18 protein-coding genes and 1 pseudogene are annotated in these 20416 nt (G+C 67.8%); 15 read left to right on the top strand and 4 right to left on the bottom strand.

What is annotated here, in order from left to right:
- Positions 1–315: 315 nt before the first annotated feature.
- Positions 316–1845 (top strand): PAS domain-containing sensor histidine kinase, encoded by a 1530-nt coding sequence (locus HW532_RS08065; RefSeq protein WP_343068659.1) that lies wholly within the window; start codon positions 316–318, stop codon positions 1843–1845.
- A complete protein-coding gene (gene fixJ, locus HW532_RS08060; protein WP_213163891.1) occupies positions 1838–2467 on the top strand; it encodes a response regulator FixJ in 630 nt (209 codons plus the stop codon). Before HW532_RS08065 ends, fixJ begins: the two co-directional genes overlap by 8 nt.
- A gap of 18 nt (positions 2468–2485) precedes the next feature.
- Here the strand turns inward: fixJ and HW532_RS08055 are convergent, their stop codons facing one another.
- Complete coding sequence (locus HW532_RS08055) at positions 2486–2845, bottom strand: response regulator (RefSeq protein ID WP_213163890.1); 360 nt, start codon at positions 2843–2845, stop codon at positions 2486–2488.
- Between the two features lie 255 nt (positions 2846–3100).
- Here HW532_RS08055 and HW532_RS08050 point away from each other — a divergent pair, with 255 nt between their 5' ends.
- The 3 genes from HW532_RS08050 to HW532_RS08040 all read left to right on the top strand — a co-directional run bounded on the left by HW532_RS08050 (position 3101) and on the right by HW532_RS08040 (position 7250).
- Entirely contained in the window at positions 3101–3784 is a 684-nt protein-coding gene (locus HW532_RS08050; RefSeq protein ID WP_246479703.1) for a cyclic nucleotide-binding domain-containing protein, read from the top strand.
- 111 nt (positions 3785–3895) lie between these two features.
- Positions 3896–4372, top strand: a complete 477-nt coding sequence (locus HW532_RS08045) for an Hsp20/alpha crystallin family protein (protein ID WP_213163889.1) — start codon at positions 3896–3898, stop codon at positions 4370–4372.
- A 127-nt stretch (positions 4373–4499) separates the two neighbouring features.
- Entirely contained in the window at positions 4500–7250 is a 2751-nt protein-coding gene (locus HW532_RS08040; RefSeq protein ID WP_213163888.1) for a cation-translocating P-type ATPase, read from the top strand.
- 71 nt (positions 7251–7321) lie between these two features.
- On the opposite strand, the gene hemN is transcribed toward HW532_RS08040, so the two are convergent.
- Complete coding sequence (gene hemN / locus HW532_RS08035; protein WP_213163887.1) at positions 7322–8686, bottom strand: oxygen-independent coproporphyrinogen III oxidase; 1365 nt, start codon at positions 8684–8686, stop codon at positions 7322–7324.
- Positions 8687–8889: 203 nt separating this feature from the next.
- Between hemN and ccoN the strand changes: the two genes are divergently transcribed.
- From ccoN to ccoS, 8 genes and pseudogenes are all read left to right on the top strand, one after another.
- On the top strand, positions 8890–10527 hold the full coding sequence (gene ccoN / locus HW532_RS08030; RefSeq protein WP_246479696.1) for a cytochrome-c oxidase, cbb3-type subunit I: 1638 nt from the start codon (positions 8890–8892) through the stop codon (positions 10525–10527).
- A 17-nt stretch (positions 10528–10544) separates the two neighbouring features.
- A complete protein-coding gene (gene ccoO, locus HW532_RS08025) occupies positions 10545–11279 on the top strand; it encodes a cytochrome-c oxidase, cbb3-type subunit II (RefSeq protein ID WP_213163886.1) in 735 nt (244 codons plus the stop codon).
- A gap of 4 nt (positions 11280–11283) precedes the next feature.
- Positions 11284–11466 carry a cbb3-type cytochrome oxidase subunit 3 gene (locus HW532_RS08020; RefSeq protein WP_213163885.1) on the top strand — a complete coding sequence of 61 codons (183 nt, stop codon included), beginning with the start codon at positions 11284–11286 and terminating at the stop codon, positions 11464–11466.
- The gene (ccoP, locus tag HW532_RS08015) at positions 11447–12316 is read left to right on the top strand and encodes a cytochrome-c oxidase, cbb3-type subunit III (protein WP_213163884.1); all 870 of its coding nucleotides are present in this window, start codon (positions 11447–11449) and stop codon (positions 12314–12316) included. Before HW532_RS08020 ends, ccoP begins: the two co-directional genes overlap by 20 nt.
- 10 nt (positions 12317–12326) lie before the next feature.
- Positions 12327–13832, top strand: a complete 1506-nt coding sequence (gene ccoG, locus HW532_RS08010) for a cytochrome c oxidase accessory protein CcoG (RefSeq protein WP_213163883.1) — start codon at positions 12327–12329, stop codon at positions 13830–13832.
- A 33-nt stretch (positions 13833–13865) separates the two neighbouring features.
- Complete coding sequence (locus HW532_RS08005) at positions 13866–14342, top strand: FixH family protein (RefSeq protein WP_213163882.1); 477 nt, start codon at positions 13866–13868, stop codon at positions 14340–14342.
- A 4-nt stretch (positions 14343–14346) separates the two neighbouring features.
- Positions 14347–16662 (top strand): heavy metal translocating P-type ATPase, encoded by a 2316-nt coding sequence (locus tag HW532_RS08000; RefSeq protein ID WP_213163881.1) that lies wholly within the window; start codon positions 14347–14349, stop codon positions 16660–16662.
- Positions 16659–16805, top strand: a pseudogene (gene ccoS / locus HW532_RS22080) (cbb3-type cytochrome oxidase assembly protein CcoS); the annotation flags it as partial. The gene HW532_RS08000 and the pseudogene ccoS, both read left to right, overlap by 4 nt.
- Before the next feature lie 64 nt (positions 16806–16869).
- Here the strand turns inward: ccoS and HW532_RS07990 are convergent.
- Both HW532_RS07990 and HW532_RS07985 read right to left on the bottom strand, forming a co-directional pair.
- Positions 16870–17349: a GNAT family N-acetyltransferase gene (locus tag HW532_RS07990; protein WP_213163879.1), complete on the bottom strand. Its 480-nt coding sequence runs from the start codon at positions 17347–17349 to the stop codon at positions 16870–16872.
- A 24-nt stretch (positions 17350–17373) separates the two neighbouring features.
- Positions 17374–18261: a LysR family transcriptional regulator gene (locus HW532_RS07985; RefSeq protein ID WP_213163878.1), complete on the bottom strand. Its 888-nt coding sequence runs from the start codon at positions 18259–18261 to the stop codon at positions 17374–17376.
- Positions 18262–18354: 93 nt separating this feature from the next.
- On the opposite strand from HW532_RS07985, the gene HW532_RS07980 reads away from it, so the two are divergent.
- Entirely contained in the window at positions 18355–19203 is an 849-nt protein-coding gene (locus tag HW532_RS07980; protein ID WP_213163877.1) for an alpha/beta fold hydrolase, read from the top strand.
- The gene (locus tag HW532_RS07975; protein ID WP_213163876.1) at positions 19200–20303 is read left to right on the top strand and encodes an alcohol dehydrogenase family protein; all 1104 of its coding nucleotides are present in this window, start codon (positions 19200–19202) and stop codon (positions 20301–20303) included. The genes HW532_RS07980 and HW532_RS07975 overlap by 4 nt, the downstream gene beginning before the upstream one ends.
- Positions 20304–20416 lie beyond the last annotated feature (113 nt).

Genomic DNA, 20416 nt, shown 5'->3' with positions numbered 1-20416 from the left:
GATGCAGGGCAAGTGAGGGACGTGGGCGGAGAGAGCGCGCGCTATGCGGCGTTCCGCCACTCTGCCCGTATTCGAGCGGGCCTCGCATTTCGCCGTCCGCCCTGCGCGACACCGGCGATATCCGGTGATCCGCGGCGGTTCCCACTGGCATCGATTTCCGTTTGCGGCGATTTTTGTACTTTGCATCGGCATGAATGCGTGAAATGAGATTGCTGCAGTGCACATGCGCAACGGATCGATCCGGGCTATAGTCTGGCGCTGCGGCGTCGAATCCGGATGTCACAGTCTTGCAAAGCATGGGCGACGAGGAGCCTCTTGAGTGAGAATTCGGCGATAACCGGTCCGATGGACGGCGCGGATGGCCATGACCGTGTGGCCGACGCCATTACCGACTATGCGATCGTCGTCGTGGACACCGGCGGCATCGTCAAGGGCTGGAATACCGGTGCCGAACGGATCGCCGGCTGGTCCCGGGAAGAGGCGGTCGGACAGCACATCTCCATGGCGTTCCTGCCGGAGGACCGGGCGGCGGACAAGGTCGCCCAGCAGCTCGCGCTCGCCGAGCGGACCGGCCGCTGCGAGGACCAGGGGGTGCGGCGGCGCAAGGATGGGTCGACCTACGTCGCCAATGCCGTCACCACGCCGCTCCTCGATGCGGAGGGCCGGACGGCGGGCTTCGTCAAGGTCGTGCGCGACATGGGCGAGCAGGAGGCGACCGTCAGCGCGCTGCGGGCGCGCGAGGCGCATCTGACTTCCATTCTGGAGACGGTTCCGGACTCCGTGGTGGTGATCGACCCGCAGGGTATTGTCCAGTTCTTCTCGCCCGCGGCGGAAAAGCAGTTCGGCTATGCCGCCGAGGAGGTGGTCGGGCGGAATGTGTCCATGCTCATGCCGTCGCCCTATCGCGAGGCGCACGACGTCTATATCTCGCGTTATCTGGAGACGGGCGAGCGGCGGATCATCGGCATCGGCCGCGTCGTGGTCGGCGAGCGCAAGGACGGATCGACCTTCCCGCTGGAGCTCAATGTCGGGGAGATGAACAACGGCGAGCATCGCTATTTCACGGGGTTCATCCGGGACCTGACGGAACGCCAGGAGACCGAAGCGCGCCTCCAGGAGCTGCAGACGGAGCTCGTCCATATTTCCCGCCTGACGGCCATGGGCGAGATGGCCTCCAACCTCGCCCATGAGCTCAATCAGCCGCTGAGTGCGATCTCCAACTATCTCAAGGGCTGCCAGCGGCTCCTGGAGAGCGGCGAGACACCGCCCAGGGAGACGCTGGTGGGCGCGCTGGACCGTGCGGCGGCCCAGGCGCTGCGGGCCGGCCAGATCATCACCCGTCTTCGCGAGTTCATGTCGCGCGGTGAGAGCGAGCGCTCGGTCGAGAGTCTTGCCAAGATCATCGAGGAAGCCGGGGCGCTTGCCCTTGTGGGGGCGAAGGAACACGCCGTCAGGGTCCGTTTCCAGCTCGATTCTGCAGTCGATACGGTGTTCGCCGACAAGGTCCAGGTCCAGCAGGTGCTGCTCAATCTGATGCGCAATGCCGTGGAGGCGGTGGAGGGATGCCCGCGCCGCAATGTCACCATCGCGACCGGCGAGGCCGGGGACGGCTATGCGAGAATCAGCGTCATCGATACCGGGATCGGGCTCGACGAGGATGTGGCGGCCAAGCTGTTCCAGCCCTTCGTGACGTCGAAGCCGCACGGCATGGGGGTCGGCCTGTCGATCTGCCGCACCATCGTGGAGGCCCATGGCGGACGCATATGGGTTGAGCCGAATCCGCAGGGCGGTACCATATTCACTTTCACCCTGCCGCGGATCGATGGAGAGAATACCGATGAGTAGCGCGGGACTCGTCCACGTCATCGACGACGACGAGGCGATGAGGGATTCGCTTGCCTTCCTGCTGGCGGCGGAGCGATTCGAGGTCGTCGGCCACGACTCTGCGGACTCTTTCCTGGAGACCCTCCCTTCCCTCGGTTTCGCCTGCATCGTGACCGATGTGCGCATGCCCGGAATGACGGGCATCGAGCTCTTGCACCATATGCGCGAGGTCGACAAGTTCCTGCCCGTGATCGTGATCACCGGCCATTCCGACGTGCCGCTCGCGGTGGAGGCCCTGAAGGCGGGGGCCTTCGACTTCATCGAGAAGCCGTTCGACGACGAGCGCATGATCGCCGCGATCCGCTCCGCGCTCGAATTCCGCTCCAGGGCGCAGCACCAGGAGGACAGCCGGGCGGAGATCCGCACCCGGCTCGACACGCTGACGGAGCGCGAGCGCCAGGTCTTCGACGGGCTGGTCGCCGGCCACCCCAACAAGATCATCGCCCACGATCTCGGAATCAGCCCGCGAACGGTCGAGATCTACCGGGCGAACGTCATGCACAAGCTGGAGGCCTCGAGCCTCTCTCAGGTGGTGCGCATGGCCTTCATCGTCCAGGGGGGCATCGACGGGGAGGTGGGGTGACCGGAGGCGGGGTCCCGCTCACTGCTCGAGAGCGGAGATCGTGCCGAGAAGGCGGTCGATATCCACCGGCTTGCTGAACAGGGCCAGCGCGTGAAGGCGCCGGGCGTCGTTCTGCATCCGGTCGGTCGCGCGCGCCGACACCAGGATGGCGTTGAACGGCCCGCTGTGCGCGCGCAGCCTCTCCAGGGTCTCGATCCCGCTCGCTCCGGGCAGATGGATGTCGAGAATGATGCAGGCGCCGTCGACCGGCTCGGCGCGTTCGATGAGATCCTCGCCGGTGGCGAACTCCTCCACCGTGTAGCCATAGACCTCCAGAACCATCCGCAGGGATTCGCGGACGGCCTTGTCGTCTTCGACAATGAGGATGGTCGGCTTCACTGTTGTCCTCGTTCGACTCAAGGCCGGTGCTGCGGACCCTGCCGCCTCGGCGTCTGTTCGCACATTACGGCCTGAGGGGACCGGAGGCCCTTGACCAAGATCAATGAATGGCCGGGGAATGCGCCGCAGGATAATCGAGACTGGCCCACCCCTCGGCAATTACGGGATTCCCCTTAAGGGCAATATCCGAATTTTGCCCGTGCCCCGTCTGTCCTATCCCTTGAGCATCACTTCAGCGAACAGGGGATTACGGCCATGTTGAACAGTCATCTTTACGAAGCAGCGGACGGCGTCTCCCCGTATGTCGCGGGCAATGCGGCGGCTCCGGAGATGTCCGGCGACGTTCTCGGCGACACGCTCGCCATGATGGGCAGCGCCATGTCGTTCGAGCGCAACGAGGAGCTCTTCGCCGAGGAGGAGCCCGCCGACTATGTCTACAAGGTCGTCTCCGGCGTCGTGCGCACCTGCAAGTTCCTCGAGGATGGCCGCCGCCAGATCGGCGAGTTCCACTTCCCCGGCGACGTCTTCGGCTTCGAGCCCTGCGCCAATCACACCTTCTCCGCGGAGGCGGTGACGCCGTGCCGGGTCGTGATCGTCAAGCGCGCGGCGCTGATGGCGGCGGCCGGCCGCGACGCCGAGCTCGGCAGCGCCCTGTGGATCGCGGCGACCCGCGAGCTCGGCCGGCTGCACGAGCACATGGTGCTGCTCGGGCGCAAGAGTGCGCGCGAGCGTGTCATGGCCTTTCTCGCCAGCGCGGCGGAGCGCCAGTGCGATGCGGCGGTCATCGACATTCCGATGTCGCGCCAGGACATCGCCGACCATCTCGGCCTCACCATCGAGACCGTGTCGCGCACGATGACCCAGCTCCAGGAGACGGGCGCGATTTCTCTGGAGGGCTCGCGCAGGGTTCGCGTCGGTCCGGTCCGGCTCGCCGCCTGACCTCTCGCGACCCGCTCTCCCCATTGACGCAGGTCAATGCCGGACACATCTCAATCGATGTCTTCTTTGATCGATGTGGGATGAATGCTTCAGAGAGAAGGAGGCTTCCCGATGAAACTCAGGTCCCTGACTCCAAGCCACCGCGGCCGGACGGATCTTCTGGGCCGCCAGAGCAACCCGTTCGGCAGCTTGCAGCGCGAGATCGACAGCCTGTTCGACGATTTCAGGTCGGGGCTGCCCAGCTTCGGCTCCGCCGGCCTGACGCCGAGCATGGACGTGTCGGAGACCGATGGCGAGATCGAGCTGACCGCGGAGCTGCCGGGTCTTGAGGAGAAGGATGTCGATGTGACGCTCGTCGACAACGTCCTCACCATCAAGGGCGAGAAGAAGGCGGAAACCGAGAAGACGGACAAGGACTTCCACCTTGTCGAGCGCAGCTACGGCGCCTTCTCGCGGTCCCTTGAGCTGCCGTCGGGCATCGACCCGGCCAATGTCGAGGCAACCATGTCGAAGGGCGTTCTCACCGTGAAGATCAAGAAACCTGCTGCTGCCGAAAGCAGGAAAATCGAGGTGAAGCCGACCTCGTGACCGCAGGCGGGCCGCCCCGGCCCCCTCTCCGGGGGCGGCCCGACCGGCGAACGGATCGGCTCGTGCGGCAGGCCGGGACCGGCGAAGCCGGTGGACACCCCTCGGTCTTTCGGGCACTTGTGCGCTCATGGAGCTCCCACCCATACGCGAGCACCCGGAAGAGCCCGGCGGCAGTCGCGTCCCGGACGAAGCGCCGCACAGCGCCTGGCATGCGCTGGACGCCGCGGAGGCCGCGCGGCGGCTCGATACGGATCGCGGAGGGCTGTCGAGCGAGGAGGCCGCCGAGCGCCTCGCGCGGTATGGTGGCAACGCGTTGCCGGCCGCGCCCGAGCGCACGCTGGCCGACGTCATCGTCGCCCAGTTCGCCAACCCTCTCATCTACCTCCTCCTGATCGCGGGCTCGGTCGCTCTGGTTCTCAACGAGCTCGCCGACGCCGTCTTCATCTTCATCGTTCTCGTCATCAACGCTGCGGTGGGCACGGTCCAGGAGTGGCGCGCGCAGGCCAATCTCTCCGCTCTGCGCTCCGTGATCCAGGTGGCAAGCCGCGTGCGCCGCGACGGGCGCGTCCGGCGGATGGACGCCGCCGCGCTCGTGCCGGGCGATGTCGTCCTGATCGATGCCGGCGACAGGGTTCCCGCCGATATCCGCCTGCTGTCATCCGCCGACCTGTCGGCCGACGAGGCCTCGCTGACCGGCGAATCCGTGCCGGTCGCCAAGACGGCGGAGGCCCGTCTCTACGAGGCCACGCTGCTGGCCGAGCGCCGGACCATGCTGTTTGCGGGCTCGACCGTGCAGAGGGGGCGCGCCGAGGGCCTCGTGGTGGCGACCGGCGGGGCAACCGAGCTCGGCCGTATCGCGAAGGCCCTGCACGGGCCGGCCGTCGTACCGCCCCTGACGCGGCGCCTGCAGCGTTTCTCCAACGTTATCGGGGCAATCGCGATCGCGATCGTCGCCGGGCTCATCCTTCAGCAGCTCTCCGTGGGCGCGCCGTTTCGCGACACCTTCTTCATCGCCATCGCTCTTGCTGTCTCGATCATTCCGGAGGGCGTGCCGGTCGCGGTGACGGTTGCGTTGTCCATCGCGACGGCTCGCATGGCGCGCCGCAATGTGATCGTGCGCCACCTGCCCGCCGTGGAGGGGCTCGGCGCGTGCACCGTCGTGGCGACCGACAAGACGGGCACGCTGACCGTCAACCGGCTGACCGCCTCCAGGCTCTGGCTTCCGCGCCTCGGGACCGTGGAGGTCGGCGGCGGGGGCTACGATGTCAGCAGCGTCTTCCACTGGAAGGGCGCGCCCCTGCCGTCCCATGACGCCAAGGACGTCGTGGCGCTCGCCCGCGCCGGCGCGACGGTGAACGATGCCGAGCGCGATCCGGACGACGGGGTGGATGGCGGTTCGGGCGACACGCTCGACCTGGCGCTCCTGGTGCTGGCGGAGAAGGCGGGCCTGGAGATCGCGGCGCTGCGCGCGGCCGCGCCGCGCCATGCGGAGATCCCCTTCTCCGCGGAACGGCGCTTCGCGGCGACGGTCAATGCCGGCGAGGACGGTTGCCGGCTGCAGATGAAAGGTGCGCCGGAGGTGATCGTCCCGCTGTGCGAGGAGGCCGGGCGGGCGGAGGCCTATCGTGCCGCGGAGGAGCTGGCGGCGGCCGGATACCGCGTGATCGCCATTGCCGGGCGGACGCTCCGTGCCGCGCCGGGCGAGCCCGGATGGCGGGGCATGGAGCCGGAGCTTCGCGAGCTCACCCTCATCGGGCTTGTCGGCTTCATCGACCCGCTGCGGCCGGAGGCGGCCCAGGCGGTCGCCCACTGTCTCCGGGCCGGCGTCAAGGTGAAGATGATCACCGGCGACCATGCCGCGACGGCCCTGTCCATCGCGCGCGAACTGGGTATCGCCCGCGACCGCGACGACGTGGTGACCGGGCACGACATCCTCCGTCTCGCCGACCGCCCCGGCGAGTTGAAGGCGCTGCTCGCCGGCGCGTCCGTCTTCGCGCGCGTGGAGCCGTCGCAGAAGGTCGATATCGTCAATGCGCTGAAGGCGGCCGGCGAGATCGTCGCGATGACCGGCGACGGGGTGAACGACGCCCCGGCGCTCCGGCGCGCCGATCTCGGCGTCGCCATGGGCCGCGGCGGGACCGATGTCGCCCGGGACGCCGCCGACCTCGTCCTGACGGACGACAATTTCGCCTCCATCGTCGCCGGCATCGAGGAAGGGCGCGCGGCCTACGCCAATATCCGCAAGGTCGTCTATCTGATGATCTCCACGGGCGCGGCGGAGGTTGTGATGTTCATGGCGGCGATCTTCACCGGCCTGCCGATACCGCTGACCGCGGTCCAGCTTCTCTGGCTCAATGTGGTGACCAATGGCGGGCAGGATGTGGCTCTGGCCTTCGAGCGGCGCGAGCCGGGGCTCCTGAACCGTCCGCCGCGGCCGCCGCGCGAACCGATCTTCGACCGCCTGATGATCGGGGAGAGCGCGGTCTCCGGCATCTATATGGGGCTCGTCTCCTACGGGGTCTTCGCCTGGGCGCTCTCCATGGGGTGGAGCGAGTTCGAGGCGCGCAACGTGCTGCTCTTCCTGATGGTGGCCTTCGAGAACGCCCATGTCTTCAACTGCCGCTCGGAGACGCGGTCCACCTTCCGCATCCCCTTCAGCCACAACTGGCCGGTGGTCATCGCCGCCATCGGCGCCCAGGCGGTGCATATCTCTGCCGCCTTCATTCCCGGGCTGAGCGATGTCCTGGATGTCGCGCCCATCGCGGTCGACACATGGCTGATGCTGGTGCCGGCCGCCCTGTCGCTGATCCTGATCATGGAGATCGCCAAGGCGGTCTGGCGGAGGCTGGAAACGGCGCCTTCAAGTGTGCCGGGATAGCACCGAAGTTCCCCGGTCTTCGGATCGCACTCCTGCCTGAGACCCGACGGCATACGGTCGCCGGGCCCGCCTTACACCGCCAGGGAATGGCGTGCCGTCCGGCGCGCGAGATAGGCGTCGAAGCGGGCTGCGACCGCGCGCACGAAGAACCGGCCGGTCCTGGTCACGAGGAAGCCGTCCGGCGTCGGCGCGATGAGGCCGTCGCGCTCGAAATCCTCCATGCGGGTGGCCTCGGAGATCACCGCCCGCGCGGCGCTGCCGAAATGGCGCTCCAGCTCGGAGCGGGAGAAGACGAAGCCCGACATCAGCCGCTGGATGACATGGCGGCGGATGCGGTCGTCCTCGCTGAGCGCGATGCCGCGCGCGACCGGCAGCTCGCCCGCCTCGACGCTGCGCATATAGTCGTGGATCGGCACGAGGTTCTGGATGTAGCCCTCGTTCAGGGAGCCGATGGCGGACGCGCCGAGCCCGATCAGGCTGGCCGCCGAATCGGTGGTGTAGCCCTGGAAGTTCCGGTTGAGGGTGCCGGCCTGCGCGGCGATGGCGAGGGGGTCGTCGGCCTTGGCGAAATGGTCGAGGCCGACGCGCATGTAGCCGGCCGCCTCCAGCACGTCGCAGGCCATGGCGAACTGGTTCAGGCGCGCAAGCGGCGAGGGCAGGGCGTCCTCCGGGATGAGCCGCTGGTGGGTCTTGAGCCAGGGCACATGGGCATAGCCGAACATCGCGATGCGGTCGGGATCCATCGCGATGGCGTGCCTCAGGGTTTCCGCAAGGCTGTCCTCCGTCTGGAAGGGCAGGCCGTAGAGCAGATCCATGTTGATGCTCGCGATGCCGGCCCCGCGCAGCTTCCCCACGCATGCCGCGGTGAGCTCCAGGCTCTGGATGCGGTTGATCGCGCGCTGGACCTCGGGATCGAAGTCCTGGACGCCGATGCTCGCGCGGTTCACGCCGGCCTCCGCCAGCGCCGCGATGCGCTCGTCGTCGAGGTCGCGCGGGTCGATCTCGACGGCGAATTCCGCATCGTCCGTGCAGGGCAGGATGTTCTTGCACGATTGTGCAACAGAGGCGATCTCGTCGGCCTCGAGCAATGTCGGCGACCCGCCGCCCCAATGGATGTGGGAGAGGCGTGCGCCCTCCGGCAGATGGGCGGAGACGAGGGCGGCTTCCTCGCGCACCCGTTCGAGATAGGCCAGCACCGGCTCGTAGCGGCGCACGATCTTGGTGTGGCAGCCGCAGAACCAGCATAGCGTGTCGCAGAAGGGGATATGCACATAGAGCGACACATCGCCGCTCTCGGGGATGGCGCGCAGCCATTCCGCATAGCGTTCGGGGCCGACATCGCCGTGAAAATGCGGGGCGGTCGGGTAGCTCGTATACCGCGGAACGGGTGCGGAATACTTGCGAATGAGGTCGGCAAGGGGGAGCTGTCTGGTCATGGCATACCCCATTGCACGGCGCGCGAGGGCCGACATTGACCTGCGTCAACGCGTCCGGTGCTCCTTAGGTTTGATCCAAATCAAAGCTGAGCTACACGGCCTGCGAGACAAGCTGCTGAATGCCCCGGCAAGTATCGAGGCGGGGGCGGCGGGTGCGCGACGGGGTCGAAAGCGCACCGCCACGACATGCGAGAGGACTTGGAATGGCAGTCACAGGGCAGATCACCTCTATCGCCGTGATGGGGCTCGCCGCGGTCATTGCGCTCATCTTTGCCGCCAAGGCGCACGATGTGCTGTTTGCCGCGCATGCCTGGATCGTGTTCGCGGCTCTGGCCGGCATGATCATCTACACGCTGCGCAAGGTGGACTTCTCCGCCGAGGCCCGCCCGGCGGCGAAGGAAGACGTCGAATCGCGCTATCTGGACGGCGTCATCCGCGCCGGCGTCATCGCCACGGTGTTCTGGGGCATCGTCGGCTTCCTGATGGGCGTCCTGATCGCGTTCCAGCTCGCCTATCCGCTGCTCAATCTGGATCTGCCATGGACGACCTTCGGCAGGCTCCGGCCGGTCCACACCTCCGCGGTCATCTTCGCCTTCGGCGGCAATGCGCTGATGGCGACCAGCTTCTACGTGGTCCAGCGGACCTGCCGGGCGCGGCTCGCCTTCGGCAATCTCGCCTGGTTCGTGTTCTGGGGCTACCAGCTCTTCATCGTGCTGGCGGCCTCCGGCTATGTGCTGGGTGTGACGCAGAGCCGGGAATATGCCGAGCCGGAATGGTATGTCGACCTGTGGCTGACCCTCGTCTGGGTCGCCTATCTCGCAGTCTTCTTCGGCACGATCCTGAAGCGCCGGGAGCCGCATATCTACGTGGCGAACTGGTTCTACCTCTCCTTCATCGTGACCATCGCGATGCTGCACGTCATCAACAATCTCGCCGTGCCAGTCTCGCTGATGGGGTCGAAGAGCTATTCGCTGTTCTCCGGCGTGCAGGACGCGCTGACCCAGTGGTGGTACGGCCACAACGCGGTGGGCTTCTTCCTGACCGCCGGCTTCCTCGGCATGATGTATTATTTCGTGCCCAAGCGCGCGGAGCGGCCGGTCTATTCCTACCGGCTGTCCATCATCCACTTCTGGGCGCTGATCTTCCTCTATATCTGGGCCGGTCCGCACCATCTCCACTACACCGCGCTGCCCGACTGGGCGCAGACGCTCGGCATGGTGTTCTCGATCATGCTGTGGATGCCCTCCTGGGGCGGCATGATCAACGGCCTCATGACGCTGTCGGGCGCCTGGGACAAGCTCCGGACCGACCCGGTGATGCGTCTGCTGGTCATCTCGGTCGCCTTCTACGGCATGTCGACCTTCGAGGGTCCGATGATGTCCATCAAGGCGGTGAACTCGCTGTCGCACTACACCGACTGGACCATCGGCCACGTCCATTCCGGCGCGCTCGGTTGGGTCGGCATGGTGTCCTTCGGCGCCGTCTACTACCTCGTGCCGAAGCTGTGGGGGCGTCAGGAGCTCTATTCGCTGAGGCTGGTGAACTGGCACTTCTGGCTGGCGACGCTGGGCATCGTGCTCTACGCCGCGGCGATGTGGGTGTCCGGCATCATGCAGGGGCTCATGTGGCGCGAATATGATGGCCTCGGCTTCCTCGTCTACTCCTTCGCGGAGACCGTGGCGGCCATGCATCCCTTCTATGTCATCCGCGCGTTCGGCGGCGTTCTCTACCTCACCGGCGCGTTGATCATGGCCTACAACATCTACCGCACGGTGCGGGGCGACGTCCGCGAGGAGGCGCCCATGGGGGCCCCGCGCGTCTCCGCAGTGCCGGCCGAGTGAGGGGCAGGACCGGAACGATGATCAAGAGATTTACCCACGCAACGATCGAGAAGAACGCGACCCTGCTTCTGGTCCTGTCGTTCTTCGTCGTGACCATCGGCGGCATCGTGGAGATCGCCCCGCTCTTCTACCTGCAGAACACCATCGAGAAGGTGGAGGGCATGCGTCCCTACACGCCGCTCGAGCTCGCCGGACGCAATGTCTATGTGCGCGAGGGCTGCTATCTCTGCCATAGCCAGATGATCCGCCCGTTCCGCGACGAGGTGGAACGCTACGGCCATTACAGCCTGGCCGCGGAGAGCATGTACGACCATCCCTTCCAGTGGGGCTCCAAGCGCACGGGGCCGGATCTCGCCCGGGTCGGGGGGCGCTATTCGGATGCCTGGCACGTCCAGCACCTGAAGAGCCCGCGCTCGCTGGTGCCGGAATCGGTCATGCCGCCTTACGCCTTCCTCGCGGAGACGCCGCTCAGGCTGGACGACCTGGCCGATCACCTGAAGACCAACCGGGCCGTGGGCGTGCCCTATACCGACGAGATGATCGCCGAGGCCCGCCAGGACGCCCTGGCCCAGGCGAACCCCGATTCCGACGGTGTCGGCGGCCTCGTGGAGCGCTACGGCAATGTCCAGGTCCGCGACTATGACGGCGATCCCGGCCGGATCACGGAGATGGACGCGCTGGTCGCCTATCTGCAGATGCTCGGCACGCTGGTGGACTTCTCCTCCTTCCAGGCCGACGCCAATCTGAGGTGAGCCCATGGATTACGACGCACTGCGCCATTTTGCAGACACCTGGGGGCTGGTCTTCCTGTTCGTGATCTTCGTCGGGGTGATCGCATTCGTGTTCCGCCCCGGCTCGAAGAAGAAGTACGAGCGCGACGCGCAGATCCCGCTGAAGGACAATGACGAGGATCCGAAGAATGGCCAAGCCCGAGACTGACGAGATCACCGGGACGGAGACGACCGGCCATGAGTGGGACGGCATCAAGGAACTGAACACGCCGCTCCCGCGCTGGTGGCTGTGGACGTTCTACGCGACCATCATCTGGGCCATCGGCTATACCGTGCTCTATCCCGCCTGGCCGCTGGTCGACGGGGCCACGAGGGGCGTGCTCGGCTGGTCGAGCCGGGCCGACCTGACCACCACGCTCGCCGGGGTGGAGCAGGAGCAGAGCCAGTATCTCACGAAGATCAACGAGCTGTCGCTCGGCGAGATCGCCCAGGATCCGGAGCTCTACCAGTTCGCCGTGGCCGGCGGCCGTTCCGCCTTCGCGGTCAACTGCGTGCAGTGCCACGGCTCGGGTGCGCAGGGCTTCGAAGGCTATCCGAACCTCAACGACGATTCCTGGCTGTGGGGCGGGACGCTCGACGACATCTACACCACGGTGCGCCACGGCATTCGCTACGAGGCGGACGAGGACACGCGGCTCTCCCAGATGCCGGCCTTCGGGCGCGACGGCATGCTCGACCGCACGCAGGTCAACGACGTGGCGGAGTACGTCCTGTCCCTGTCCGGCCAGGATCACGATGCCGCAGCGGCACAGGCCGGCGCGGCGGTGTATACTGACAATTGCGCCGTCTGCCACGGTGACAAGGGGCAGGGCAGCCAGGAGCTCGGTGCGCCGCGCCTCAACGATGCCATCTGGCTCTATGGCGGCGACAAGGCCTCGATCGTGGCGCAGGTGAACGCGCCGCGCCATGGCGTCATGCCGGCCTGGAGCGGACGGCTCGATCCGGTGACCATCAAGCAGCTCGTGCTGTTCGTCCACTCACTTGGCGGCGGGGAATGAGAGTCCGCGAATGACCGAGATCATCAATCGCCTGGAGCCGGGCGCCGTCGACACGGTGGATGTCGAGGCGGTCAACTCCAAGGAACGGCGCAAGCTCTATCAGGCACGGGTCAAGGTCTTCCCGAAGCGCACGCACGGGACGTTCCGCAGCCTGAAGTGGTGGATCATGGCCATCACGCTCGGCATCTACTACCTGACGCCGTGGCTGCGCTGGGACCGGGGACCCTATGCCCCCGATCAGGCGGTTCTCGTGGATCTCGCCAATCGCCGGTTCTACTTCTTCTTCGTCGAGATCTGGCCGCAGGAATTCTATTATATCGCCGGGCTGCTGATCATGGCGGGCGTCGGGCTGTTCCTGATCACCTCAACGGTCGGGCGCGCCTGGTGCGGCTATACCTGCCCGCAGACCGTGTGGGTGGATCTCTTCCTGGTGGTCGAGCGCTGGGTGGAGGGCGACCGCAACCAGCGCATCAAGCTCGACAAGGCGTCATGGAGCTTCGACAAGGCGCGCAAGTTCGTCACCAAGCATGCCATCTGGCTTCTCATCGCCATGGCGACCGGCGGCGCGTGGATCTTCTATTTCGCCGACGCGCCGACGCTGGCGCTGAACTTCGTCGAGGGGGAGGCGCCCTTCGTCGCCTATTCGACGGTCGCCGTCCTGACCGCGACGACCTATGTGCTCGCGGGCTTCATGCGCGAGCAGGTCTGCACCTATATGTGCCCGTGGCCTCGTATCCAGGCGGCGATGCTCGACGAGGACTCGCTGACCGTCACCTACAATGACTGGCGTGGCGAGCCGCGCGGCAAGCTGTCCAAGAAGGCGAATGCGGACGAACGCGCCGTGGGCGACTGCATCGACTGCAACCAGTGCGTGGCGGTTTGCCCCATGGGCATCGACATCCGCGAGGGCCAGCAGCTCGAATGCATCACCTGCGCGCTGTGCATCGACGCCTGCAACGGGGTGATGGACAAGATCGGCCGGGCGCGCGGGCTTATCTCGTACTCGACCTTCAGCGAATACAGCCGCCGGGCGGCGGGCGAGACGGTGAAGACCACATGGCGGTCCTTCGTGCGCCCGCGCACCATGGTCTATCTGGCGCTGTGGTCGCTTGCCGGCATCGCCATGCTGATCCATTTAGGCATGCGCGACCGGCTCGACGTGAATGTCCTCCACGACCGCAACCCGCTCCATGTGACGCTGTCGGACGGCTCGATCCGCAATGGCTACACGGTCAAGATCCTCAACATGCAGGCGCGCCCGCGCGTCTTCACCGTCAGCCTGGACGGGCTCGACGGCGCCTTCATGCAGGTCGAGGCGGCCGGCGCGGAGACCCTGACGCAGGAGGTTGCGCGCATCGAGGTCGAGCCCGACAAGCTGCGCCAGCTCAGGATCTACGTGCACCAGCCGAAGGACGCCGTGACCGGCGAGCGGGAGGATTTCCGCTTCATCGTGCGCGACACCGACAGCGACGAGCAGAGCACCTACAGCGCCATCTTCTACGCGCCCGAACGATAGGGCACGACGGCGAGACGGATCGGGACGAGGCCCATGGGACGCGCAATTGAGAGACGGTTCACCGGTTGGCACATGCTGGGCATCGTCTGTGTCTTCTTTGGCGTCATCATCTCGGTGAACCTGGCGCTCGCGGTCTTCGCGAACCGGAGCTGGACGGGCCTGGTGGTGAAGAACAGCTATGTGGCGAGCCAGCATTTCAACGATGCGCTGAAGGCGGCGCGTGCGCAGAGGGCGCTGGGCTGGACGAGCGCCGTCGGCTACGAGGACGGCGCGCTCGTGCTCGACATGACGGGCAAGTCCGGCCAGCCGATTGCGGGCCTTGCCGTCGAGGCGCAGGTGAGCCGCCCGACCCATGAGGACGGGGCGCGCAGCGTGACGCTGGCCGAGGCCGGCGGGCGCTACCGCTCCGCGCTCGCGCTGGAACCCGGGCAATGGGGCGTGGAGGTGACGGCGCGCGACGCCGGCGGGCGGACCTATCGCAAGATCTTCCGCATCCTCGTCGAGGAGTGACCCGATGACCTGCTGCGGCAGCCCGCTTGCCGGCGATGTCGCCACCGCGGCCCTTCAGGGGCCGGACGCGCTCGACCAGTGGGTGCGCGACGCGGGCGACGGGGTGCGGCATCTGGATCTGCTCGTGCCGGGCATTCACTGCGCGGGCTGCATCGGCCGCATCGAGAAGGCGCTCGCCGCGCTGCCGGGGGTCACGCTTGGCCGGGTCAACCTGTCGACGCGGCGCGTCGCGGTCGAATGGCGCGCGGACGAGACGGATGCCGAGACGATCGTCGAGTGCATCGCCGCGCTCGGCTATCAGGTCCAGCCCTTCGATCCCGACATGCTGGGGGCGGCGAACGAGGACGCCCAGAAGACGGAGCTCCTGCGCGCGCTCGCCGTGGCGGGGTTCGCGGCGGGCAACATCATGCTGCTGTCGGTCTCCGTCTGGTCGGGGGCGGAGGACGCGACGCGCGATCTCTTCCACTGGATCTCCGCGCTGATCGCCCTGCCGACGGTCATCTTCGCGGGCCGGCCCTTCTACCGCTCCGCAGTTGCGGCCCTGCGCCACGGCCGGCTCAACATGGACGTGCCGATCTCGCTGGCGGTGATCCTGGCTGCCGGCATGAGCCTGCACGAGACCATCGTGCGTGGCGAGGAGGCCTATTTCGACGCCTCCGTCACGCTGCTCTTCTTCCTGCTCGTCGGGCGCTATCTCGACCACATGATGCGCGCGCGGGCGCGCTCCGCGGTTGCCCAGCTCATGGCGCTCAACGCGACCGGCGCCACCGTCGTGGCGGCGGACGGTTCCCAGAGCTTCATGCCCGCCTCCAGGCTCCAGCCCGGCATGACGGTCGCGGTCGCGGCCGGCCAGCGCGTGCCGGCCGACGGCGAGATCGTGGAGGGGGCGACCAGCCTCGACCGATCGCTCGTCACGGGCGAGACCATGCCGGAGGAGGTCGCCGCCGGCGACACGGTGCATGCGGGCGTCCTCAACCTCACGGGGCCTGTGCTCATCCGCGTCTCCGCCGCCGGCGAGAGCACCTTCCTTGCGGAGGTCATCCGGCTCATGGAGGCCGCGGAGACCGGCAAGACGCGCTATGTGCGCATCGCCGACCGCGCGGCGGCCCTCTATGCCCCGCTCGTGCACATCGTCGCCGGGCTCACCTTCCTCGGCTGGCTCGCGGCCACGGGTGGCGACTGGCATACTGCGCTCTTCGTGGCGATCTCGGTGCTCATCATCACCTGTCCGTGCGCGCTGGGGCTCGCGGTGCCTGTCGTGCAGGTGGTCGCCTCCGGCGTGCTGTTCCGTAATGGCGTGATGGTGAAGGACGGCGCGGCGCTGGAGCGGCTCGCCGCCGTCGACACGGTGGTGTTCGACAAGACCGGAACGCTGACGCTCGGCCAGCCGGAGCTCGTCGGGCCGGCCGCCGTCGACGCGAGCGGCCTGGCGGTGGCGGCGGGGCTCGCCCGCATGAGCCGGCATCCCCTGTCGGTCGCGCTGTTCGAGGCCGCACAGTCGCGCGGCATCCGGCCCGCCGACGTCGCGGGCGTGGAGGAACATGCCGGCGCCGGGCTGACCGCGCAGTGGCACGGCGAGACGGTGCGCCTCGGCAGCCGGCTGTGGTGCGGGCTGGAGGATGGCGACGGGGACAGGGATGACGGCGAGGACGGCCGGCTGGAGCTCTGCCTGAGGATCGGCGGGCACCCGGCGACGGTCTTCACCTTCGAGGACGCCATGCGCCCGGATGCCGGCCCCGTCGTCGAGGCGCTGAAGGCGGAAGGCCACCGGATCGAGATCCTGTCCGGCGACCGTCCCTCCGCCGTCAGGGCCGTCGCCCGGCGGCTCGGTGTCGCACAGTACAAGGCGCGCTGGACGCCGCAGGACAAGGTCGCCTATGTGCAGTCGCTCGCGGCGGCGGGCCGCAAGGTGCTGATGGTCGGCGACGGCATCAACGACGCGCCGGCGCTCGCGGCGGGCCATGCCTCCATGGCGCCGGCCTCGGCTTCCGATATCGGGCGCACTGCCGCCGATCTCGTCTTTACCGGCCTGTCGCTTGCCCCGGTGCTTGCCGCACGCGATATGGCGCGGCGGGCGCTGCGCGTGGTGCACGAGAATTTCGCGCTGGCGGTGCTCTACAATCTGATCGCGGTGCCGATCGCGGTTCTGGGCCATGCCTCGCCGCTGGTGGCGGCGGTGGCCATGTCGTCGTCCTCGCTCGTGGTGACCGCGAATGCGCTCAGGCTGCGGTTCGGCGCGGGCGGGCTCGCCGGGCAGGGCGCCGGCAGCCGGGCCGGCCGGCCCGCGGTCGACGAGGCCTCGCAAAGGCGCGCGGCATGAACATGCTCCTGGTGCTCATACCCGTCGCGCTGTTCCTCGGCGCAATCGGGCTTGCCGCCTTCATCTGGGCGCTGCGGTCCGGCCAGTTCGACGACCTGGAGGGCTCCGCCGCCCGGATCCTCGACGACGAGGAGGACAAGCCGGCCCCGAAGGGCAAGGACGCCCGGGAGGGTAAGGACGCTCGGGAGGCCCGGGAAACTCAGCAAGTCAGGCGCGGTCGCCGGGAATGACCTGATAGCGGACATAGCCGGTGTGCCGCCCGTAGCGGTCATAGAGCGAGCGGGCCCGGTAGTTGTCCTCCATCGTGTGCCAGTAGACGCGCGCCCAGCCCTCTCGGCAACCGGTCTCGATCACCGTGTCGATGAGCAGGGCGGCGAGCCCGCTGCCGCGCGCGGCGGGCGCCACATAGAGGTCTTCCAGATAGCAGACCGGGCGGTCGCTGAAGGTGTTGGGATGGAGCACGCAGTTGACGAAGCCTTCCGCCGGGCCGTCTGCGCGCCCGCCGATCCAGCCGACAATGGCGCTGTCGGGATCGTTCAGGCGGCGCCATGTCGCCTCCGTCGCCACCGCGCCGGGGTCTGAGTCGACGGCGGAGACGTAGTCCGCCCACATCGGCTCCCAGACCGCGCGATCCGCCGGCCGGACGCGGCGCACGAACAGGCCGGCTGTCTCGCGGCTGTCTGCCATCCCGGTCTTCCTCCTGAAACGGTGTCAGGCGGCGACTTCAGCCGGCTGGCCGGGCTGTGTCAACTCTTCCAGCATGAGTTCGGTGAGGATGGCGAGCGGGGTGCCGGCCTCCGGCTCCGGGCCGGTGAGCACGAAGTCGTTCTCCGGCAGGCGCGGCAGCGGGCCGTCCTGCGCAATGGCCTCGATGCTCGAATCGAGATGGCGCCCGGCGAGGACGCCGAGTCCGATGCCGGCGGCGATGGCGGTGCGGACGCCGGCTATGGAGAAGCATTCGAGCACGGGGAACCAGGACAGGCCCGCCCGTGCCAGTGCAGCGCTGGCCGCCGCCCGATAGATGCAGGCCGACCCGAAGGTGACCAGCGGCAGGGGCGCCGACATGTCGATGGCCGTTCCGGGGCCGCGCACCCAGAGCGCCTGCTCGCTCCAGAGATGGCGCCCGCAGGTCTCGCCAGAGGGCTGCTGGATGATGGCCGTGTCGAGGTCCCTCGCCTCCACGCGGTCCTTTAGGGTGGCGCTCGCATCGACCACCACCTCAAGGCGCACGCCTGGATGAAGCCGGCGGAACCGGCTGAGAACGGCAGCGAGCCGTTCCGCGATGAGGTCCTCCGCGCAGCCGAAGCGCACGCGGCCCTCCAGGTCGGAGCGGCGCAGCTTGTCGACCGCCCGGTCGTGGGTTGCGAGAATATGTTCGGCATCGCCCAGGAGGTCGCGCCCGTGCGCGGTGGGGCGGATACCGTCATGGGCGCGGTCGAGCAGGAGGTGGCCGACGCGCTCCTCCAGCCGCCTGACCTGCCAGCTGATCGCCGACTGGGTGAGATTGAGCCGTTCGGCGGCGCGCGTGAAGCTGCCAAGCCGCGCCACCGTGACGAAGGCCCGCAAATGGGGGATTTCGAGGCGCATGGAATTACTCATGACAAATCTTTCTGGTGAGGGCGAGGATAACTCGTTTTCTTTCTGTGTCCAGCCCCGCCATGGTTCCGGCCGAACCATGTGAGGAGCGAAGCCATGCCAACCCTTCTGAACGACAACCGGATCATCGGCGGCCATCGCATCGCCTGCGGCGTGCACGGTGCGGGCGAGCCGGTGGTGCTGATCCACGGGACACCGTCCCACAGTGTCATCTGGCGCGAGATCGTGCCGCGACTCGTCGCCTCGGGCCGCAGCGTCCACCTCTTCGATCTCTTGGGCTACGGCGCCTCGGAACGCCCGCTCGACGCGGATACGTCGGTCGCCGCGCAGGAGACGCTCCTTGTCCGGCTGCTGGATAGCTGGGGGCTGGAGGAGGCCGACATCGTCGGCCACGACCTCGGCGGCTCCATCGGCCTGCGCCTCGCGGTCCACGAGCCACGGCGCGTGCGCAGCCTGACCGTCATCGACGCACCGTGCTACGATTCCTGGCCCTCGCCGACCTGGCGGAAGATCATCGAGACCTATCCCAATGGCGGGGCGTCGATCCCTCAGGACGAGTTCGAGGCGCTGCTGACGCGCCAGCTCCGCATGACGGTTCACGACAAGGCGCGCATGAGCGGCAATGTGCTCGAGGCCTATCTCCGGCCCCTCCGCGGGGATCTCGGGCAGACCTCGTTCTTCCGCCACCAGGTCGCCCATTACGACAGCCGCTATACGCAAGAGATCACGCCGGAGCTCGGCCGGCTGGCCATGCCTGTGCGCATCGTCTGGGGCGCGCAGGACGACTGGCAGCCGCTGGACTGGGCGCGGCGGCTGTCCGCCGACACTGGCGCCGGGCTGACAGCCATCCCCGATGCCGGCCATTTCGTCATGGAGGACGCGCCGGACGCCGTCGCGGCGGAGATCGACGGTTTTCTCAAGACACGGCAGGGAGAGAAGGCATGAGCCATCCCGACACCATGCAGGCGGTCCTGCTCACGGGCCATGGCGGGCTCGACAGGCTCAAGGTCCGCACCGACGTGGCGGTTCCCGAGCCGCGCGCGGGCGAGGTGCTGGTCCGCGTCGGCGCGTCGGCGATCAACAATACCGACATCAATACGCGCATCGCCTGGTACTCCAAGGCCGTGACGGAGGGAACCACCGGGGAGGGCGGCGCGGCCGGCTTCTCCGGCGCGGATGACGGGGATGCGAGCTGGGCGGGCTCCGCCTTGAGCTTTCCGCGCATCCAGGGCATCGATGTGTGCGGCCGGATCGAGGCGGTCGGCGAGGGCGTCGCGCGGGAGCGCATCGGCGAGCGCGTGCTGGTGGAGCCGTGCCTTCGCGAGCCGGTCGGCTGGGCGCCCTATCGCTGCTGGTTCCTGGGGTCTGAATGCGATGGCGGGTTCGCCGACTACGTGGCCGTGCCGGCCGTCCATGCCTACAGGATCGACAGCCCCTTGAGCGATGTCGAGCTCGCCTCCTTCCCCTGCGCCTGGTCGACGGCGGAGAACATGCTCACGCGTGCCGGTCTCCAGGCGGGCGAGCGCGTGCTCGTGACGGGCGCGTCCGGCGGCGTGGGGTCCGCCGCGGTCCAGCTCGCCGCACGGCGCGGCGCGGAGGTTCTGGCCGTGACCGGGCGGGCGAAGGCGGATGCCGTCCGCGCGCTCGGGGCGGCCCGGCTGTTCGAGCGCGATGCCGATCTCGCGGGCGTGCTCGGGCCGGAGAGCGTCGACGTGGTCGTCGATCTCGTCGGTGGCCCTGTCTGGCCGCATGTGCCCACGATCCTCAGGCGCGGCGGGCGCTATGCCGTTGCCGGCGCGATCGGCGGGCCGCTGGTGGAGATGGATATCCGAACGCTCTATCTGAAGGACCTCTCGCTCCATGGCTGCGCGGTGCTGGAGCGCGAGGTCTTCGCCAATCTCGTCGGCTATATCGAGCGCGGCGAGGTCCGCCCGCTGGTTGCGGAAACCTATCCGCTGAGCGAGATCGTGACGGCGCAGGAGGTGTTTCTCGCAAAGGGATATGTCGGCAAGATCGTGCTCGTTCCGGACGCCCTTTACGCTTGAGGGCGCTTGCGTGAGGATGGCCGGGTTGCACGCCTCAATTGACCTGTCTCAAGGCCCGTTCGCATGTCTCCGATAGGGTCGGGTCGCCAACCTGGAGCAACCTGCGTCCGGCC

Source organism: Kaustia mangrovi, from assembly GCF_015482775.1.
Lineage (GTDB): Bacteria > Pseudomonadota > Alphaproteobacteria > Rhizobiales > Im1 > Kaustia > Kaustia mangrovi.
Note: the sequence above shows the minus strand (reverse complement) of the source record. Positions and strands in the feature narration are given on the sequence as shown.

What these genes read in the sequence shown, in the direction of transcription:
- fixJ (WP_213163891.1), top strand. Translation starts at nt 1,838, where the DNA reads ATGAGTAGCGCGGGACTCGTCCACGTCATCGACGACGACGAGGCGATG.
- HW532_RS08050 (WP_246479703.1), top strand. Translation starts at nt 3,101, where the DNA reads ATGTTGAACAGTCATCTTTACGAAGCAGCGGACGGCGTCTCCCCGTAT.
- HW532_RS08045 (WP_213163889.1), top strand. Translation starts at nt 3,896, where the DNA reads ATGAAACTCAGGTCCCTGACTCCAAGCCACCGCGGCCGGACGGATCTT.
- HW532_RS08040 (WP_213163888.1), top strand. Translation starts at nt 4,500, where the DNA reads ATGGAGCTCCCACCCATACGCGAGCACCCGGAAGAGCCCGGCGGCAGT.
- hemN (WP_213163887.1), bottom strand. Translation starts at nt 8,686, where the DNA reads ATGACCAGACAGCTCCCCCTTGCCGACCTCATTCGCAAGTATTCCGCA.
- ccoN (WP_246479696.1), top strand. Translation starts at nt 8,890, where the DNA reads ATGGCAGTCACAGGGCAGATCACCTCTATCGCCGTGATGGGGCTCGCC.
- ccoO (WP_213163886.1), top strand. Translation starts at nt 10,545, where the DNA reads ATGATCAAGAGATTTACCCACGCAACGATCGAGAAGAACGCGACCCTG.
- HW532_RS08020 (WP_213163885.1), top strand. Translation starts at nt 11,284, where the DNA reads ATGGATTACGACGCACTGCGCCATTTTGCAGACACCTGGGGGCTGGTC.
- ccoP (WP_213163884.1), top strand. Translation starts at nt 11,447, where the DNA reads ATGGCCAAGCCCGAGACTGACGAGATCACCGGGACGGAGACGACCGGC.
- ccoG (WP_213163883.1), top strand. Translation starts at nt 12,327, where the DNA reads ATGACCGAGATCATCAATCGCCTGGAGCCGGGCGCCGTCGACACGGTG.
- HW532_RS08005 (WP_213163882.1), top strand. Translation starts at nt 13,866, where the DNA reads ATGGGACGCGCAATTGAGAGACGGTTCACCGGTTGGCACATGCTGGGC.
- HW532_RS08000 (WP_213163881.1), top strand. Translation starts at nt 14,347, where the DNA reads ATGACCTGCTGCGGCAGCCCGCTTGCCGGCGATGTCGCCACCGCGGCC.
- HW532_RS07990 (WP_213163879.1), bottom strand. Translation starts at nt 17,349, where the DNA reads ATGGCAGACAGCCGCGAGACAGCCGGCCTGTTCGTGCGCCGCGTCCGG.
- HW532_RS07985 (WP_213163878.1), bottom strand. Translation starts at nt 18,261, where the DNA reads ATGAGTAATTCCATGCGCCTCGAAATCCCCCATTTGCGGGCCTTCGTC.
- HW532_RS07980 (WP_213163877.1), top strand. Translation starts at nt 18,355, where the DNA reads ATGCCAACCCTTCTGAACGACAACCGGATCATCGGCGGCCATCGCATC.
- HW532_RS07975 (WP_213163876.1), top strand. Translation starts at nt 19,200, where the DNA reads ATGAGCCATCCCGACACCATGCAGGCGGTCCTGCTCACGGGCCATGGC.